Origin of the sequence: Agathobacter sp. LCP21S3_B2, assembly GCF_052118705.1 — a bacterium.
Taxonomy (GTDB): Bacteria; Bacillota; Clostridia; order Lachnospirales; family Lachnospiraceae; genus Roseburia.
In genome coordinates, this window is record NZ_JBQKGQ010000002.1 from 81,458 (window position 1) to 98,601 (window position 17,144).

General features: G+C 42.7%; 18 protein-coding genes and 1 tRNA gene. 9 read left to right on the forward strand and 10 right to left on the reverse strand.

Features of this window, described 5'->3' with window-relative positions:
* The first annotated feature begins 14 nt into the window (after positions 1–14).
* Both ACTQ1L_RS01930 and spoIIID read left to right on the forward strand, forming a co-directional pair.
* Entirely contained in the window at positions 15–602 is a 588-nt protein-coding gene (locus ACTQ1L_RS01930; RefSeq protein ID WP_055163513.1) for an AAA family ATPase, read from the forward strand.
* 142 nt (positions 603–744) lie between these two features.
* Complete coding sequence (gene spoIIID / locus ACTQ1L_RS01935) at positions 745–1,017, forward strand: sporulation transcriptional regulator SpoIIID (RefSeq protein WP_321110452.1); 273 nt, start codon at positions 745–747, stop codon at positions 1,015–1,017.
* Between the two features lie 38 nt (positions 1,018–1,055).
* Here the strand turns inward: spoIIID and ACTQ1L_RS01940 are convergent, their stop codons facing one another.
* The 6 genes from ACTQ1L_RS01940 to ACTQ1L_RS01965 form a co-directional block, all read right to left on the reverse strand.
* On the reverse strand, positions 1,056–2,231 hold the full coding sequence (locus ACTQ1L_RS01940) for a cellulase family glycosylhydrolase (protein WP_441365259.1): 1,176 nt from the start codon (positions 2,229–2,231) through the stop codon (positions 1,056–1,058).
* A 21-nt stretch (positions 2,232–2,252) separates the two neighbouring features.
* Positions 2,253–4,901, reverse strand: a complete 2,649-nt coding sequence (locus ACTQ1L_RS01945) for a heavy metal translocating P-type ATPase (RefSeq protein WP_441365260.1) — start codon at positions 4,899–4,901, stop codon at positions 2,253–2,255.
* A gap of 55 nt (positions 4,902–4,956) precedes the next feature.
* Positions 4,957–5,334 (reverse strand): heavy-metal-associated domain-containing protein, encoded by a 378-nt coding sequence (locus tag ACTQ1L_RS01950; protein WP_015515627.1) that lies wholly within the window; start codon positions 5,332–5,334, stop codon positions 4,957–4,959.
* Between the two features lie 24 nt (positions 5,335–5,358).
* Entirely contained in the window at positions 5,359–5,670 is a 312-nt protein-coding gene (locus tag ACTQ1L_RS01955; protein WP_055061093.1) for a metal-sensing transcriptional repressor, read from the reverse strand.
* A gap of 147 nt (positions 5,671–5,817) precedes the next feature.
* Complete coding sequence (locus ACTQ1L_RS01960) at positions 5,818–6,474, reverse strand: response regulator transcription factor (protein ID WP_117920155.1); 657 nt, start codon at positions 6,472–6,474, stop codon at positions 5,818–5,820.
* Between the two features lie 261 nt (positions 6,475–6,735).
* Positions 6,736–7,878 carry a sensor histidine kinase gene (locus tag ACTQ1L_RS01965; protein WP_441365261.1) on the reverse strand — a complete coding sequence of 381 codons (1,143 nt, stop codon included), beginning with the start codon at positions 7,876–7,878 and terminating at the stop codon, positions 6,736–6,738.
* Between the two features lie 210 nt (positions 7,879–8,088).
* Here ACTQ1L_RS01965 and ACTQ1L_RS01970 point away from each other — a divergent pair, with 210 nt between their 5' ends.
* The 3 genes from ACTQ1L_RS01970 to ACTQ1L_RS01980 are packed head-to-tail and all read left to right on the forward strand — an operon-like array spanning position 8,089 to position 11,361.
* Complete coding sequence (locus ACTQ1L_RS01970) at positions 8,089–9,036, forward strand: ATP-binding cassette domain-containing protein (RefSeq protein WP_441365262.1); 948 nt, start codon at positions 8,089–8,091, stop codon at positions 9,034–9,036.
* Positions 9,036–10,226, forward strand: a complete 1,191-nt coding sequence (locus ACTQ1L_RS01975; protein ID WP_441365263.1) for an ABC transporter permease — start codon at positions 9,036–9,038, stop codon at positions 10,224–10,226. Before ACTQ1L_RS01970 ends, ACTQ1L_RS01975 begins: the two co-directional genes overlap by 1 nt.
* Entirely contained in the window at positions 10,213–11,361 is a 1,149-nt protein-coding gene (locus ACTQ1L_RS01980; protein WP_441365264.1) for an ABC transporter permease, read from the forward strand. The genes ACTQ1L_RS01975 and ACTQ1L_RS01980 overlap by 14 nt, the downstream gene beginning before the upstream one ends.
* Before the next feature lie 78 nt (positions 11,362–11,439).
* Here ACTQ1L_RS01980 and ACTQ1L_RS01985 read toward each other — a convergent pair.
* Together ACTQ1L_RS01985 and ACTQ1L_RS01990 are read right to left on the reverse strand one after the other, a co-directional pair.
* Positions 11,440–11,511, reverse strand: a tRNA-Glu gene (locus ACTQ1L_RS01985).
* Positions 11,512–11,989: 478 nt separating this feature from the next.
* Positions 11,990–12,946 (reverse strand): hypothetical protein, encoded by a 957-nt coding sequence (locus tag ACTQ1L_RS01990; RefSeq protein ID WP_441365265.1) that lies wholly within the window; start codon positions 12,944–12,946, stop codon positions 11,990–11,992.
* 262 nt (positions 12,947–13,208) lie between these two features.
* On the opposite strand from ACTQ1L_RS01990, the gene ACTQ1L_RS01995 reads away from it, so the two are divergent.
* From ACTQ1L_RS01995 to ACTQ1L_RS02010, 4 genes are all read left to right on the forward strand, one after another.
* Complete coding sequence (locus ACTQ1L_RS01995; RefSeq protein WP_441365266.1) at positions 13,209–13,634, forward strand: HTH domain-containing protein; 426 nt, start codon at positions 13,209–13,211, stop codon at positions 13,632–13,634.
* Between the two features lie 11 nt (positions 13,635–13,645).
* A complete protein-coding gene (locus tag ACTQ1L_RS02000; protein WP_441365267.1) occupies positions 13,646–14,665 on the forward strand; it encodes an IS3 family transposase in 1,020 nt (339 codons plus the stop codon).
* 229 nt (positions 14,666–14,894) lie between these two features.
* Entirely contained in the window at positions 14,895–15,116 is a 222-nt protein-coding gene (locus tag ACTQ1L_RS02005; protein WP_441365268.1) for a transposase, read from the forward strand.
* A 76-nt stretch (positions 15,117–15,192) separates the two neighbouring features.
* Positions 15,193–16,050, forward strand: a complete 858-nt coding sequence (locus tag ACTQ1L_RS02010; RefSeq protein ID WP_441365269.1) for an IS3 family transposase — start codon at positions 15,193–15,195, stop codon at positions 16,048–16,050.
* Positions 16,051–16,336: 286 nt separating this feature from the next.
* Here ACTQ1L_RS02010 and ACTQ1L_RS02015 read toward each other — a convergent pair whose 3' ends face one another.
* Together ACTQ1L_RS02015 and ACTQ1L_RS02020 are read right to left on the reverse strand one after the other, a co-directional pair.
* On the reverse strand, positions 16,337–16,642 hold the full coding sequence (locus tag ACTQ1L_RS02015; protein ID WP_441365270.1) for a DUF3592 domain-containing protein: 306 nt from the start codon (positions 16,640–16,642) through the stop codon (positions 16,337–16,339).
* Positions 16,642–17,106 carry a hypothetical protein gene (locus ACTQ1L_RS02020; RefSeq protein ID WP_441365271.1) on the reverse strand — a complete coding sequence of 155 codons (465 nt, stop codon included), beginning with the start codon at positions 17,104–17,106 and terminating at the stop codon, positions 16,642–16,644. Before ACTQ1L_RS02020 ends, ACTQ1L_RS02015 begins: the two co-directional genes overlap by 1 nt.
* Positions 17,107–17,144: the final 38 nt, after the last annotated feature.

Here is a 17,144-nt window from a genome sequence, read left to right on the forward strand (position 1 = left end):
TGGGAGGTTTCATCATGAGTTTTAAAATAATCACTATAAGCCGAGAGTTTGGCAGTGGCGGTCGCTTTATCGGCGAGCAGATTGCTCAAAAATGCGGCATTGAGTTTTACGATAAAAAAATAATTGAGCATGTGGCAAAGGAGCTCGGTATCTCTGAACAGATTGTCGCAAACCAGGGCGAATATGCACCTGCCGGAAGTATTTTTTCATATGCATTTGTGGGGCGCGACATCACAGGAGTTTCTCTTTCTGACCAGATTTTCAATATTCAGCAGAAGCTCATCAAGGATATTGCGCAAAAAGAGCCATGCGTTATTGTGGGACGTTGCGCAGACTACATTCTTTCTGACAGGGATGATGTGCTGAATGTTTTTATAGAGGCAAACACTCCTGAGAAGGCTGCAAGAATAAAAAAGCTCTACCAAAAAAGCGATGACGAGGTCAAAAAGCTGCTAAAGGATGTCGATAAGAAGCGCTCTGTAAATTACCGCTACTTTACCGACAAGGAGTGGGGCAGCAGGAAAAATTATGACCTGGTGCTAAACAGCTCTGTACTTGGATACGATAAATGTATTGAGCTCATCGCATCCGCATACGCTTAATTCACTTAAGATACATCTTTCCTGCTGTTAAGAAACCGTTTTCTTATTTTATTATGAAAAATGTAAATAGAATTACAACCTGTGTGTAATATTAAAAATACTCCTGCATAAACTGTAACAACAGAATATGCAGGAGTATTTTTTGAAATCATATATTGAGACAAGGGCGGTGGAAATCGCCAACTACATAGTTGAAAACAATGCCACGGTGCGTCAGGCTGCAAAGCAGTTTGGCATCAGCAAATCCACTGTGCACAAGGATATCACGGATGCTGACAGGCTGCTTCGCATAAACCCGGAGCTTGCCGCAAAAGCGCGTCACATTCTCGATATCAACAAGTCCGAGCGCCATATCCGCGGCGGACTTGCCACCAGAGAGAAGTATCTGCATCTGCCTCATGTGCATGCCGGCTGAGTGTATATTACCTCCGAATGTTTTTATATGCCATGTGTTTACGGTGTCACATGACTTGTGAGCACACCGTACAGCCACTTGCCCTCATCGCTTAGATCCTCATAGGTAAAGCCGCTTGTCTTATCGCAGGCAGGTGTTAGAAGCGCTGATTTTTCGTCCTTATTGGACAGATTCCAGCACACATAGCTGATGCCGTAGCTGTCAAGCAGGCTGATCCAGCTGTTTGCAGAATCTATGTCCACCTGACCGTTTCCGTCGGCGCTGCAGATGCCAAACTCTGATACAAATATCGGCAGTCCGGCGTCTGCCGCCGATTTTAGCTTGTTTTGCAAGTCCTCCTTGTGGGTTGCGGCATAGAAATGCAGTGTATACATGATATTATCATAGCCTGTGACAGGGTCCTTGACTGCCTCATCCACATCCTGGCTCCAGTTAGGTGTGCCTATCAGTATGACTGCATCCTTGTCGTAGCTTCTGATTGACGGAATGACCTCGCTGGCGTAAAACTTCACATCTCCCCAGGTCGCACCGTTGCACGGCTCATTACAAATCTCGTAAATCACGTTGTTGTATGAGGCATACTGCTGTGCCATTTTGGCAAAAAAAGTATTTGCCACATCACTGTAGCGGTTTGGATTGCCATCGTTAAGCACATGCCAGTCGATGATGACATACATGTCATTGTTTAGTGCGTACTGCACTCCGTTTTGCACAAGTGTCTCAAGCTGTTGCCTGTCACCATCTGTGCAGTAGCCACCGCTTTCGTAGGTGTACATGGCGAGCCTCACCACGTTTGCTCCAAAGCTTTTTAGCGTGGCAAAGCAATCATTGGTCACATACTGTGGATACCACGCAAGACCGTGTGTGCTGACTCCGCGAAGCTGCACCTCGTTGTTATTTTGATCAACGAGCTTGCTGCCCTCCACATGCAGCTTACCGTTTACTGACGGACAGGCAAGAACTGAGCTCTCCTGTCCGTTTTCTGTGGTGAGCTGCTCTGTGTCAGCCACATTCTGATTTTCTGTACTGTTTTCTGTACTGTTTTCTGTACTGCTTTGCGTACTGTCCTCAGTATTATTTTCTGAAGAATTCACCAACTCAGTGGCTTTCTCATCTGTCTGTGATTCTGTCTCTTTGTTGCCCTTGTTACCACATCCTGTAAAAATCCCAAGCACCAGCACTGCAGCCAATACCAATGCTATATATTTCTTCATATTGTTATACTGTCTGACTGATTACTGAATGGATGTAACCTTGTAGTCCTCAGCCTCTACAGTCTCCTTTAATTTCTCATCGGAAATGTCAGAGCTTAATGTCACTACTGCAGTTCCGCTCTCATGGCTTACTGCTGCCTCACTAACTGCATCAAGCGACTCGAGTGCCTTCTTTACTCTTGCCTCGCAGTGGCCGCACATCATTCCTTCGATATTCATTGTCTTTGTCATTGATTTTTCCTCACTTTCATTTGGTTTATTTGTTTTGTTTTTTCTATCTGGTGTTGCTTTTCTGTCATGCTTAGGATCATACACCCTGCACAGATTCAGCCGCAGGGCATTGGTAACAACGCAGAAGCTCGACAGGCTCATCGCCGCCGCTCCAAACATCGGATTGAGCTTCCATCCTAATAAAGGATACCACAAACCGGCCGCAAGTGGAATACCTATTACATTATAGAAAAATGCCCAGAACAGATTTTCGTGTATATTTGTCAATGTAGCACGGCTTAACCGCACTGCTGCCGGTACATCTATCAGGCGGCTCTTCATCAGGACAACATCCGCTGCATCTATTGCCACATCACTTCCCGCGCCGATTGCAATTCCCATATCCGCACGTGTGAGCGCCGGTGCATCATTGATTCCGTCACCAACCATGGCTACCCTGCCCTGTTTTTTTAGTTTCCTTATGACAGCCTCCTTACCATCCGGAAGCACACCTGCGATGACTTCATCCACTCCCGCCTGCTTTCCAATGGCATTGGCAGTCTGCTCGTTGTCACCGGTGAGCATAACAACTCTGATACCCATATTTTTAAGCTGTCTGACAGCTTCCGGACTGTCCTCCTTTATTGTATCTGCAACGGCTATGATACCGCAAAGCCTGTCATCTGCGGCAAAGAACAGAGGAGTTTTTCCTTCCTTTGAAAACTCGACAGCTTTCGCGCGCATATCATCTGACACTTTTACAAATTTGCTGACAAAAGCAAGATTTCCTGCTTTTATCATTTTGCCTGCAAGTATTGCAGTCAGACCATTTCCTACAACAGCGCTAAAATCCGTCACCTCTGCAACGGCGATTTCATCCGTTTTAGCGCGCTCCATAATGGCTTTTGCAAGCGGATGCTCGCTCTTGGCCTCGACTGATGCGGCTATTGCAAGAAGCTTCCTTGACCACAGTGCTTTATCTGTTGATGAGTACGGGTTTAAATCGTCTGCCTTACGCTGACACTCACCGGCATGCTTGCCGATTTCCTCAAAAAATGTCTTATCCGGCACGATATCCGTCACCTTCGGCTCACCGCTTGTTATGGTGCCTGTCTTATCAAGAGCCACAATCTGTGTGCGGCCTGTTGCCTCAAGGCTTGCCGCTGTCTTGAAGAGTATACCGCTCTTTGCGCCCTTGCCATTTCCTACCATTATCGCAACAGGAGTTGCCAGTCCAAGTGCACAAGGACAGCTTATCACGAGCACCGAAATGCCTCTGGCAAGCGCAAAGCCCACTGTCTCACCGGCTATAAGCCATGCTATTATTGTAATGATTGCAATTGTAATAACCGCCGGCACAAATACTCCCGATACCCTGTCAGCGATTTTTGCAATAGGTGCCTTTGTCGCTGCGGCATCAGAAACCATCTGTATAATCTGTGAGAGTGTGGTGTCTTCGCCTACTCTGGTTGCGCGGCATTTTATAAAGCCTGACTGGTTCACTGTGGCAGCGCTTACTGCATCTTTCGGCTGCTTATCCACAGGGATGCTCTCTCCTGTGAGTGCCGATTCGTTGACAGCGGTTGTTCCCTCTATTATTTCACCGTCCACAGGGATATTTTCCCCCGGTCTGACCACGAAAATATCGCCCTTTTTCACTGCATCCACAGAAATTTCCTGCTCCACGCCATCCCTTACAACGGTTGCTGTCTTTGGGGCAAGCTGCATCAGGCTCTTTAAAGCGTCTGTTGTTTTGCCCTTTGAGTGCGCTTCAAGCATTTTTCCGACAGTAATCAGTGCCAAAATCATGGCTGCGGATTCAAAATAAAACTCATGCATATATGACACGACCGCATCCATATCGCCATTCACCTGCGCAGCTGTCATGGCAAAAAGTGCATACACGCTGTATCCAAACGATGCCGCAGAGCCAAGCGCAACAAGCGTATCCATGTTGGGAGCGCCGTGAATCAAGCCCTTAAAGCCACTGATAAAAAACTTCTGGTTTATGACCATTACCGCCACTGTAAGCAGAAGCTGCAAAAGCCCCATAGCCACATGGTTTCCATTGAAAAACTCAGGCAACGGCCAGCCCCACATCATATGTCCCATGGAAAAATACATGAGAACAACTAAGAATATGAGCGATGCTATAAGCCTGTTGCGCAGCTTCGGTGTCTCCCTGTCTACAAGCGCATCCTGCGCTGCCTTTAGCTGCTCTAAGCTGTTATTCGCTTTGTCATTTTCTGATTCTGTTGCTGTGCCTTTGGGACTTGCTCCATAGCCCGCCTGCTCTACTGCCTCCACTATCTGCGCATCTGTAGCGCTTCCCTCGACTCCCATCGAGTTGGTCAAAAGGCTGACAGAGCAGCTCGTCACACCATCAACCTTAGAGACCGCCTTTTCCACTCTGGCAGAGCATGCCGCACAGCTCATTCCTGTAACTGAATATTGCTTCATACTGTCTGTATTTCCTTCTTTCTACTATTCGAATCTAACTATTCAGAAGCCTTTTCTAAAATCTCTCAATTCCTGTCACCTTGAAATCCAGTCTTTCGATGGCAAATGTGATTTCCTCATCGCTTAGCTCTCTGGTTGCCTCAACATGTGCCACGCCATGCTTTAAATCCACATCTGCCGATACTCCGCTCATCTTCTGAAGCGAGCGTGTGACTGAGTTCTTGCAGTTCATGCAGTGCATTCCGTCTATGTGCACATCTGCTCTCGTGACTATCTCGCCTGTAAGCTGTACTGTGGCTTCCTCGTCCTCCTTCATGGCTCCACCGCCACAGCAGGCGCCCTCTCCCTTTGAATGCTTAATAGTCTCCTTTAAGCCCACAATCACCAGAGCGGCAATTATTGCTATTATTAATATTGTGATTATTGTACTCATTTTTATACCTGCCTTCTTATAATGCTACTTCATAAGCTTCTGCAGTGTGTTCAAAAGCTCATCTATTGTCTCATCCTTGCCGGCTCTTATGTCATCTGCCACACACGTCTTTATATGATTGGCCAAAAGGACTTTATTGAAGCTGTTGAGCGCGGCATTTGCGGCCGCCACCTGTGTGATGATGTCAGGGCAGTAGCAATCCTCATCCAGCATACGCTTGATTCCACGGATCTGCCCCTCTATACGGCTAAGTCTGTTGATGAGATCCTTATATTCCTGCTCTGACCGCTCTTTTTTGCGGTTGCAGCAACAGCATTTGGTTTCTTTTTCTGCCATGGGTGCCTCCATTTGTTCTTTGTTCCGCATTATGCATTTGTTTCACATATCTAACCATACCCCTTATGGGTATCTGTCTTCAAGAGTATTGTATACCCCGGTGGGGTATATTGCAAGGGAAGATTTCCTTATTGAGAAATTTTCATGTTATACCATACTTTTATAATAAAAGCATGCAAGCTGTGTCCTGTCCCTCAGCTGCAGCTTTTCAAGTATGACACTGATATAGTTTCGTACGGTTCCCTCACTCAGATACAGCTCATCCGCTATTTCCTTGTTGTTTAGTCCTTCTGCAACCAGCTCTATGATTGAAAGCTCCTTGCCGCTTATATCATAGCTCTTCATTGCGTCAATGAACCGGGCCTGACCGGTGCCTGATGAAGCTTTACCATCAGCTCCGAACAGGTGTGGTATCCTGTCCATTATCTGTGTTCCAAACACTGTCTGTCCGTTGTTTACAGCTCTAAGTGCCGGGGCAATACTCTCAAAGGCCTGTTTTAGTATATAGCCCTTCGCCCCCAGCGAGATTGCTTTTACAATGTATTCATCATCCGAAAATGTAGTCAGAAGAAGTATTTTGGCATCCGGATATTTTCCGAGTATTTTTTCTGCTGCTTCAAGACCTGTCATGCCCTGCATCCTTATATCCATGAGCATCACATCTGGCATATGCTCCTCGTACAGCTTTACCGCCTGCTGCCCGCTGTCTCCAACCGCAGACACCTCTATGTCATCCTGTGCGCTCAGTATTGTATTCAGCGAAAGTGATACGAGATTATCATCATCTATTATTACTATTTTCATGTCCTGTTCCTTTCTTTTTCAAGCCTTGATTTTATGATTAAAGGGTCAAAAGGTATCATCGATGCATGCTTGCATGCAATTCGATGTATACCTTAGTGACCCGCACTACACCGAGAAAGTAGCAATTTGCTGCGGAGATGCGGCAAATTAGCGGATTTCGAGGTGGAGTCAGATTACGGGAATGCGTAGCATGTAGTAATCTGATTAATCATAAATGAGGGGCAAAATACCTTTTGACCCTCATATCATTTTTTTATATCCTCACTTCTTCATGAGCGTCACAAATATCATGAAACCATCGTCTGCCTTTATACGCATGGTTCCTCCTATCGCTGCAACACGCTCCTTTATATTTTTTATGCCTATTCCATCTCCTGTTTCTCCCGAAAGTCTTATTTCGTCAGCCGATGTGCCGTTGTCCATTATCTCAAGCTGGTAAAAGGCGGGATGCTCTCTGACTATTATCCTGATTTCATCGCCGTTACTGTGCTTAACTGCGTTGTTTACCGCTTCCTTTGCAATTGCAATAAAAGCATACTTGACATCTCTGGGCACATCATCCTCACAGTCGTATTCGAGTGAAAATGCAAATGCACTGCCTGTGGGCTTAAGCTTCGCAAGCGCCTGACGCAAATCGACCGATTCATCGTACAAATCATGAACGCTTTTTCTCATGCTGTCCATTGCCGTATCGAGTGTACTCTTTAGGTCTGCGATAGGCGCTTTAAGCTTTTCATCGGTATTTATCACACCGATTGCTCCCACCTGCAAAATAGAGCGCGTAATCATGTGCCCCACGTTGTCATGTATCTCCCTTGCGATACGGTTTCTCTCCTTTAGCGTGGCATTGTATATCTGCGCATTCTGCTTCTCGATAAGCTGGTGATTCATCTGCTCCATAAGCATGTCGTGCTCCATGGACGCATCTCTCATGCTGTGCAGCTTCATCTGATACCCCAAAAGCAGCTCTGTGAAATACGAAAGCATTACCGCAAAAGCCATGAGAAGTACAACCTCCAGGATATAAAAAATCCCGGGTGCTATATGTTTTATCTTTAAAATACAGTCCACCGATACAGCTATCCCCACTAAGGCTGCAGCCATCCTCGACACCGTGTATTTTCTCTTTCTGAATACCATCGCTGCATACGGCAGCATAAAAAATGATGGTGCAAAAAATACTCCGGACAGAATATAAACCGCCAGAATCAAATCCAAAGCCCGGTCTGCCATTTTGCTCTTGTTCTCAGGACTCATCTGCGGCACATCCTGCATGTCTATAAATGTGCACACGATTATTCCTGTAAGTATGCACGCTATCATGACGTAATCGACCTGAAGGGATACCACCATAAGCATCACGCATGATAGAACTATTAAAAACTGACTACATATCTTATACATCAAAAGCCTCCATTTCCATAAAATAAGCTTACAACAAATTCCATCAAACGTCACTATGACAAATGTCATTTTTTACACAACAATGCCTCATCCAAACATAAATACGAATGTGACATTTGACACTTACTTTCCGGCACGCCATATAGTAATCTGTTATTGAGCCGGATATCAGGCTTGCAAACGAAAATACAACATTATGGAGGCAATTCAATGGATACAACCAAAAATGCGATAGAAGTAACCAACCTTGTAAAACGCTACAAGGAGCTTGTGGCACTCGACCATTTCAATCTGACCGTTAAAACCGGAGAGATTTTCGGATTGCTCGGACCAAACGGCTCCGGAAAGACCACCACTATAAACTGCATACTTTCCCTGCTCACATACGATAAGGGAGATATAAAGGTATTCGGGCAGGAAATGTACTCAAACAGCTACGATATCAAACGCGAAATCGGCGTGGTCATGCAGAATGTGGCCGTGTACGACGAGCTGACTGTATATGAAAATATCGACTATTTCTGCGGTCTTTACGTGAGTGACAAAAAGCTCCGCAAAAAATATGTAAAGGAAGCAATGGATTTCGTGGACATAGCGGATTACAGCAAATTTCTGCCAAAGAAGCTCTCCGGCGGACTTTTGAGACGTCTCAACATCGCGTGTGGCATAGCACACAAGCCAAAGCTCATCTTCTTTGATGAACCGACCGTGGCTGTTGACCCTCAAAGCAGAAACAAGATTCTGGAGGGCATCAAAAAACTAAACCGTGATGGTGCGACAATCATCTACACCTCACACTACATGGAGGAGGTTGAGCAGCTCTGTGACCGAATACTCATCATGGACAAGGGCAAGGCTCTCGCGCTCGGCACAAAGGATGAGCTAAAGCGCATGATCAAAAATACAGAGACAATAAACGTAGAAATTGCAGACCTGTCAGAAGCACAGCTTGACTCATTAAAGCAGCTGCACAATGCATATCAGGTCAGCTTTGAAAACGGACAGCTTCGGATTCATTTCAGTGGCGGACGCCACAATATAATCCATGTGCTTGATTATCTGGAGCAGAATAATCTTTCCTTCGGTCAGGTGTACACGCAGCTTCCGACTCTTAACGACGTATTCTTAGAGATTACCGGAAAGGAGCTAAGGGATTAATGAATGGACTAAAATTATTTTTTCACAACTCAAAATACACCATGCTAAGCATGCTCCGCCTGAAAGTCACGCTGTTCTGGACACTTGCATTTCCACTGATACTCGCCACCTTTATGTATATGGCATTCGGAAATCTGTTTGAAAAGGATGAAATGTTTAAGACAATAAATGTAGCAGTGGTTGAATCTGAAAATGATGACACTCTGATGAGCGTGCTTGAGTCTCTCGATGTAAACCATACTGATTCAGCCAGTAAATCCGACGACAAGGACGACAGTTCAAATTCATTTTCAGACCTCATAAACATGAAGCTAATGGATAGCTCAGCAGCCATAAAAGCTCTAAATGACAAAAAAGTGACCGGCATTATTTACACAGAGGATGCTTCACTTGTAGTGGATGAAAACTCATACAATGCCACAATACTTGAATCCATCCTGACACAGTACAAACAGCAAAAAAACGTATTTGCAAACATAGCAAAGACAAATCCGGCTGCACTTGAGGCTGCAATTGCCGGACTATCTGACACCACATCAGAGTATAAAGAGATTTCTCTTTCATCGGGAAATCAGGATGAATACACCAATTACTTTTACGCTGTATTTGCGATGAGCTGCCTGTTCGCCTCATTTTCAGCTGTGACAGCCACAAACCGTCTGCTTGCAAACACAAGTCCTCTCGGCATGCGAAAAAGCCTTGCAGCTCTAAGCAAAAACATACTGATTTTTTCAGAGTATATCTCACTCTTAATCATCCATTTTGTTGTCGAGCTAATTGCATTAGTCTACCTGACACTACTCGGTGTGGACTTCGGAAACAAATATCCGGCAATCATCCTGACACTGTTTTTCGGCTGCATGATAGGTCTTTCAATCGGAGTGATAACAGGTGCCATTCCTAAGCTTACAGAGGGTAGCAAAATCGGTATCTCTGTCGGAATCGGCATGGTGCTTTCCGTGCTTGCGGATCTATGCGCCAACGGTATAAAAGATATGATTGAGCACAAGTTTCCGATTGCTAACCGCCTCAACCCTGCCTGTCTCATATCCGACTGCTTTTACTCGCTCAACGTATATGACAGCTACGACAGATTTTTCAGAAATATATCAATAATGGCAGTTGAATCAGTGATTCTTTTAATCATTGCCTTTGCACTGCTTCGGAGGGAAAAATATGCAAGTATTTAAATCATATTTCAAAATACTCAACAGACATATGGGCCAGATGATTATGTACCTGTCCATATTCATAGGTATCATGGTCGTTCTCACTGCGACACGCACAAACAAGGCTGAACGTGATTATGAGGCTGCCAAGCCCAAATTTGCGGTATTTGACTACGACAAATCATCAGAAAGCAAAGCTCTGACAGAGTATCTTAAAAAGACATGCATCCAAAAAAATATCAAAAATGACAAAAAGGAAACTATGCAGGATGAGCTTTTTGCCAGAAATGTAAACTGTATTCTCATCATAAAAGAAGGCTTTAGTCTCGATGTCGTGACCATACCCGGTACACAGGCAGCGACCACCTTTGAGTCTGCCATAAACAGCTTTACGAAAACGTACAATACCTACATCGCTTCCGGCTACTCTGAAGCTGATGCTCTAGCCGCAGTAAACACCTCGCTAAGTCAAAAGGCTTCTGTCTCACTGCTCAGTGGCAAAAGTGTCACCTCGCACTCAGGGATATACTACTGCTTCAGTTATCTGGGATGGGTGCTCCTTATCATGATGATTGCAGGTATAGCTCCTGTCCTTCAGGTTTTCTCCAAAAAAGAAATCAAAGAGAGAATATCCTGCTCATCCTATAAATTTGCAAACTACAACCGCGAGCTGCTTTTGGGTGTGATTTTAACCGGACTTGTGGTATGCGCTGTAATTTTTGTCTCAGCTACAATCATGTTTAAAGGCAGCACATTCTCGTTTTCAGGTTTCCTGTTCACACTCAACATGCTCTGCTACATGCTCGTTTCACTGGCATTTGCCTTTTTAATCAGCAAAATTACCTCAAAAAGTGAGATACTGAACATGTTTGCGAACACAGTGTCACTCGGCATGGCATTCCTGTGCGGTATATTTGTGCCGGAGGAATTTCTAAGTGATGGCATCATAAAAGCCGCCCACTTCCTGCCTGCCTACTGGTACAACCAGGCTGTAAAAAATATTGACTTTCATCCGGTCAAGGAGCTTGGCTTCATTTTGATGTGCATGGGAATACAGCTGCTGTTTGCCGCCGCAATAATTGTCGTTGCCCTTCGCATCACAAAAGCGCCTGACGGCATCAAAAAACATGCAGTAGCTGTAGCTGCTCATAAATAGCTCTGCCTCATATGAATATATACAACGAAAAAGCCGGTACATCATGCTTCCATGAATGTACCGACTTTAAATACTTAGCAGTCCGTACGGGAATCGAACCCGTGTTTCCGCCGTGAGAGGGCGGCGTCTTAACCGCTTGACCAACGAACCGTGTATTATAATATCATGGTCAAACGAATAATGCAAGTACTTTTTTAAGTTTTTTTAAAAATTTTTTCCGATCTCTTTACCTTGAACATTATCCCTTTAATGTTCTTGTTTTATTAATTCATTTTCACTTATGTAAAAGCTTAATGATAATTACTATTACTCTTTCCGACCTGCTTATCATAAAAGCTTTAATACATCTTGTTTATTGATACCTCAATTTATCGCTACTCCAAATATTTCTCCTTCCATTTATTTATTTTTAACTATTCATACTTAACCTCTTGATAACATTATACAATCATTCGGTCACACAACGGTCACACGGAAACAACTTTGTGAAAACTGCACATTGAACAATTATTTTTTAATCTGATTTTTAGACATTTTTTGCTTGTTTTAGTCATTTTTCACCTTTTTTTAAATCGATACTCATTTTCCATTTTTCATTTGGTAGCCTAACAACTGTATTTTCCAAATGCTACATATTCCTTTTCTCTTCTATATCATAAATTGGAAGTCTCATTTCATTTTCTAAGATGACATCAATTTTCTTTCCACTTCTTTCTACATCTTTTACTTCACTTACAGAGCTACCATACTTTAGTTTACGGTCACAATAAAAAATACGTTTACGATTCACTTTTAACACATAGTGATACTCCATGAATAAACAAAATATAAGAATATAGAATGTTACCAGCAATATATTCCAAATCACTTTTGTTACCATACTGCTATGTTCTGTCATAGCGCCAACTAAAATGATGGAACCCCATCCATTTACCATCTCAGTAGCAAATATCCATGCGATACATCTTCCCTTATGAATATGTACCTTATACCTTTTATTAGGTTTTATTTTCTCCGTTAAAACAATTAACATCCTCGCAATGAAATATAAATGCAACAGAATCATTATGGTTATAAAAAATGCTTTATTCACCTTTTGTTTTAAGGCAAATGGCACCCCATTTACTTCTCGAACCATTCCCATTTTACAATGGCTCAAATAACTTACTTTTATTTGATCTCCAACCTGAACATATGGAAAATATGTCTTCTTTATAGAAAATATCTTATTCGTATTTTCTTCTTGTATTTTTGCCGAAACTAACGTCCATTCCCCCTCATTCGGACTGGTTTTATCTGTAAACTCTATAATTGTACCAGTTACAGTTTTTCCACTTCCACTAAAATACTCTGGTATATCTAAAAGAACCGGTGGCAAAACAGCAAATAATACAACCATTACCACTGTTATAAATACACTAAAAAATCCCATCATCATTTTCCCTATACGTTCATCCTGCATTGGGTTCTTTTCTACCAGGTCATAACCTGAACATACCTCCGCATTCATATATAGCAAACATGGCATTATTACAATTAAAAACAAACTATATAAAACAAAAACTACACTATTATAGGATAACATACTTTTCCTCTCTATTCCTTTAAATTTTCCGCACTATTCATCTTATCTTTTGCATGATGCCAGGCAAATCACTCCCATAATCAAAGAAAATACTACTTATAATGTACCCATAACAGTGGACACACGAATTAGTGTAGTACCCGTTTTACGGACACCCACACAAGACGTGCCCCTGTTCTTAATCACCGTTCCCATGTGAACCCTTTTTCTTGGACACTCCCTTCTAGATGTGATATTCTAATCACAGAAATGGAGGATTTTCATGAGCAGAAAACTATTCACAGAGGAACAACAACAGTTACTTCGCCAAAACCCTTACATCTACAGTGTTACTGAGACAAGGATCACTCTCACCAAAGAGTTCAAGGAGCTCTTCATGACCGCATACAAAGCCGGTGAATCTCCGAGAAAGATTCTTGAAGATCATGGTTTTGACATCAGCATCATTGGCGAGCGGCGCATATGGAGCATTTCCCAGCATATCCGTACAGAATACAAAAAGTACGGGGAATTCCATGAGGGTTATGGTCCACGGGGCGAAGCAGCCAGCCCTGATGCACCCACAGATGCTGCCAAGCCGCTATCCGAGACCGATGAGATCAAGCAGCTCCGGCATGAAGTAGATTACCTGAAACAGGAAATGGAATTTCTAAAAAAAATTTCCTCGATCAGAACTACAAGGAAGTAGGTGCACTGCTCATGAACGATTCTTCCTGTGTATTCGAAATCATCTACAACACCATGCAGCAAAGCCATAACACAATGTCTGTCAAGACACTCTGTGAAATGGCAGGTGTATCCCGCAGCGGTTATTATGCCTGGATCAAAGCCGCTTCTGCAAGAGAACTCAGGGAACAGCAGGACCGTGATGACTTTGATCTGATACTCGCTGCCTACAAAATGCACGGCTATACAAAAGGTGCCAAGGGCATCTACATGGCCCTGCTTCATATGGATCCGCCTGTGATCATGAATCTCAAAAAGATCCGGCGTCTGATGGACAAATTCAATCTGTCCTGCCCCTACAGGGGTCCGAACCCTTACAGGCGGATGGCCAAAGCCCTTAAGACAAGTAATGTCGCAGACAACCTTCTTCAGCGTGAATTTGAGGCATACGGTCCCAGAATCGTCCTGCTGACCGACATCACCTATCTGCCGTACAATGGCACCTTTGCTTATTTATCTACTATCCTAGATGCCTTTACTAAGCAGATACTGTCGTACGTGCTCAGTCCATCGCTGGAAATGGATTTCGTCTTGGAAACCATCAACAAACTGGTAGAAAATCATGGAGTCTCCCTCCAAGCGGAAACGATCATTCATTCCGATCAGGGCTGCCACTATACCAGCCACAAGTTCATAAATATCCTTTATGATAAAAAACTCCGTCAGTCCATGTCCCGCAGGGGAAACTGCTGGGACAATGCTCCGCAGGAAAGCTTCTTCGGCCATATGAAGGACCACATCATGCCGAAACTTGCGGAATGTACTGAGTTTGCTGAGGTTCAGGTCATCATCGATGACTATATGGATTATTACAACAATCGGCGTTACCAGTGGCATCTTGCCAAGCTGTCGCCTAATGAATTCTACAAATTTGTTACTACGGGGGAATATCCTCTGGATATCCCGAATGCACCTGCCCCGCCAGCCATCCGGAAAAAAACGAAAGACCTTGGCAAAACGGCAGTTCATATAGATTCTGAAAATAAAACTTAACTGAATACCATATCAATTCGGTTTGTCCAATTCTGTGGGCACATCAAATGTCATGTGTCCACTTATGTGGATAACCAAACAAAGGAATGTCCAAAATCAGGGATATCACTTTCGTGTAGGTGTCTAAAAAATAGGCACTATAATGGTCTCATAAATTAAGACACTTTTTCGGACAGTTTTTAATGAATCTGATATACTAAAATCAGTAACAAAGAAAGGATTCATAAAAATGTCCAGACAAAGAAGAAATTTCAGTGCCAAATTTAAATCAGACCTTGTAATCGAACTACTTAAGGGTGAGAAAGATCTTAATACCCTTGCTGTTGAAAATAATATCCAGCCGAATCTGCTCCGCAACTGGAAAAAAGAATTCCTCGACAATGCTTCTGCTGTATTTGATGACAAGCGTGAGGATAACCTCAAAGAAAAGCTTGCTGAAGAACGCAAGTAAAAGGCGGAGTATGCCAAAAAGGTTGGTCAGTTAACCATGCAGGTTGACTGGCTCAAAAAAAAATCTGAAGAAATTTGTGGACCAGACTACGAGAGTAAGTTTAGTCCAAAACCTTTTGACGACTAAAGAAATCCCGGCTTCTGTCGGCGCAAAACTGCTTGATATCAATCGTACAAGTATTTATTACAAAGGCACGCCTACATCCGATGAAGAACTGGCTTGTAAAGAGATTATCGATCATCTCCATACAGATAACCCATCCTGGGGTGCAAGACAAATGTCCGCCCAGCTGAAGGCTAGAGGATATCATGTGGGACGTCGAAAAACACGACGTTATATGAATGAAATGGATATTTATCCAATCTATCCTAAGATGAACCTTTCCAAGCGTATGCAACAGGCCAAGGTATGTCCTTATCTGCTCCGTAATGCTATCATAGATAAGCCAAATCAGGCATGGTCTATTGACATTACATATATTCCAATCAAGCGAGGTTTTCTATATTTGACAGCTGTTATTGATTGGCACAGTCGTTGCATCGTTGGCTGGGAAGTAGATGATACGCTTGATACCAGAATGGTCATTAACGCTTTAAAAAAGGCATTCAAGGTAGCAAAACCGCAGATATTGAATTCTGATCAGGGTTGCCAGTTTACAAGTCAGCAGTACATTGATTTTGTAAAGGTAAACGGCATCCGGCAAAGCATGGATGGCAAAAGCCGCTGGGCAGATAACATCATGATTGAGCGTTGGTTCCGCAGCTTCAAATATGAAGAAGCTTATCTGACACAATACAATAACATCAAAGAAGCCAGAACTGCCATCGGACAGTATATCCACACTTACAATTTTGAGCGGCGTCATTCTGCACTTGATTATAAGACACCGGCTGAATGCTACTATCCGGCAATGCTGTTGCCATATGTAGCTTAGCATAAATGGGACTGGGGAAGGTTCAACTACTTTCCCTATGTTCTCTGTAACTTATCAACCATATCAGTTCATTATAAAAATCTCAGATTTTTGTCTTGACAACTGAGCCACTATACACTACACTAATTCAAAATGTCCTTGACAAGGGGTACAGTTTAGTTTACTTTTTCTACAAACCCCTCTTTTTTACTAGCATCATCCTCTGCAATTTCTTACCATCCTGAACTTCCTATTCAAACTTTAACTATTAGCTCAACTAATTTTCTGCGATTTTGACTGCAAAAGATTATGAGATATGATATCCATTATTCTCTGGCAAATAACTTTGCTTTGGTTTGTTTGGATTATATCTAACACGTATACTCGCTCCCACTTCGATATTTTCAATTGTCGAACTTGCATGAACTCCCACAGGAATACTACCTATTTTATGTTTTTTTGTAATATGATACGTTAACTGTTCTTTTACTATATACGTTTTTCCATCTACACTGTATTCCACTGTCAGAAACCATAAATCACCATTCCATCGTTTCTTTTTTATAAATCCAATCGTTTCTTCTGTGCATTTTTTTTTGTTAAACACAAACATTATTTATACCCCAATTCCTTAACAACACTTTTTGCCTTATCCTCATAATCATGGTATGCTGTCACATATAATACTGTATTTTCCTTTTTTAAAACTCTACAATAATAATCAGATGCACTTACGCTGTAGTCCGAAATATTCTGTTTTTCTTTTTCCAAAATCGTAGCATTTTCCACATCTTTATATGTATCACCGAGATTTGTAACCGCATATTGATATACCACATCAGCCGATTCAGCACTATTCATAAAGTAATACTCAAATGAGTATTTTTTATCATCTACTGCAACATATATCTTTTGATATGTTGAGTCAGCTGCTGAAGCTGTTTGATCAACAACAGTAAAACCTTTCTTTTCCATACTTTTTTTAAATTCATTAGCTGTCATCGTTTCTGTACTTGAACATCCTACTAAAAAAATTATTACTAATGTTAAACTAAGTATGCCTTTAATGTTTTTCATTCTATCACCTTTCTATAGTATTTTTTGTAACTATTCCG

What these genes read in the sequence shown, in the direction of transcription:
- ACTQ1L_RS01950 (WP_015515627.1), bottom strand. Translation starts at nt 5,334, where the DNA reads ATGAGTACAATAATCACAATATTAATAATAGCAATAATTGCCGCTCTG.
- ACTQ1L_RS02005 (WP_441365268.1), top strand. Translation starts at nt 14,895, where the DNA reads ATGTCCAGACAAAGAAGAAATTTCAGTGCCAAATTTAAATCAGACCTT.
- ACTQ1L_RS01945 (WP_441365260.1), bottom strand. Translation starts at nt 4,901, where the DNA reads ATGAAGCAATATTCAGTTACAGGAATGAGCTGTGCGGCATGCTCTGCC.
- ACTQ1L_RS01955 (WP_055061093.1), bottom strand. Translation starts at nt 5,670, where the DNA reads ATGGCAGAAAAAGAAACCAAATGCTGTTGCTGCAACCGCAAAAAAGAG.
- ACTQ1L_RS01990 (WP_441365265.1), bottom strand. Translation starts at nt 12,946, where the DNA reads ATGTTATCCTATAATAGTGTAGTTTTTGTTTTATATAGTTTGTTTTTA.
- ACTQ1L_RS01980 (WP_441365264.1), top strand. Translation starts at nt 10,213, where the DNA reads ATGCAAGTATTTAAATCATATTTCAAAATACTCAACAGACATATGGGC.
- ACTQ1L_RS01940 (WP_441365259.1), bottom strand. Translation starts at nt 2,231, where the DNA reads ATGAAGAAATATATAGCATTGGTATTGGCTGCAGTGCTGGTGCTTGGG.
- ACTQ1L_RS01970 (WP_441365262.1), top strand. Translation starts at nt 8,089, where the DNA reads ATGGATACAACCAAAAATGCGATAGAAGTAACCAACCTTGTAAAACGC.
- ACTQ1L_RS02020 (WP_441365271.1), bottom strand. Translation starts at nt 17,106, where the DNA reads ATGAAAAACATTAAAGGCATACTTAGTTTAACATTAGTAATAATTTTT.
- ACTQ1L_RS01995 (WP_441365266.1), top strand. Translation starts at nt 13,209, where the DNA reads ATGAGCAGAAAACTATTCACAGAGGAACAACAACAGTTACTTCGCCAA.
- ACTQ1L_RS01960 (WP_117920155.1), bottom strand. Translation starts at nt 6,474, where the DNA reads ATGAAAATAGTAATAATAGATGATGATAATCTCGTATCACTTTCGCTG.
- ACTQ1L_RS02000 (WP_441365267.1), top strand. Translation starts at nt 13,646, where the DNA reads ATGAACGATTCTTCCTGTGTATTCGAAATCATCTACAACACCATGCAG.
- ACTQ1L_RS02015 (WP_441365270.1), bottom strand. Translation starts at nt 16,642, where the DNA reads ATGTTTGTGTTTAACAAAAAAAAATGCACAGAAGAAACGATTGGATTT.
- ACTQ1L_RS01965 (WP_441365261.1), bottom strand. Translation starts at nt 7,878, where the DNA reads ATGTATAAGATATGTAGTCAGTTTTTAATAGTTCTATCATGCGTGATG.
- ACTQ1L_RS01930 (WP_055163513.1), top strand. Translation starts at nt 15, where the DNA reads ATGAGTTTTAAAATAATCACTATAAGCCGAGAGTTTGGCAGTGGCGGT.
- ACTQ1L_RS01975 (WP_441365263.1), top strand. Translation starts at nt 9,036, where the DNA reads ATGAATGGACTAAAATTATTTTTTCACAACTCAAAATACACCATGCTA.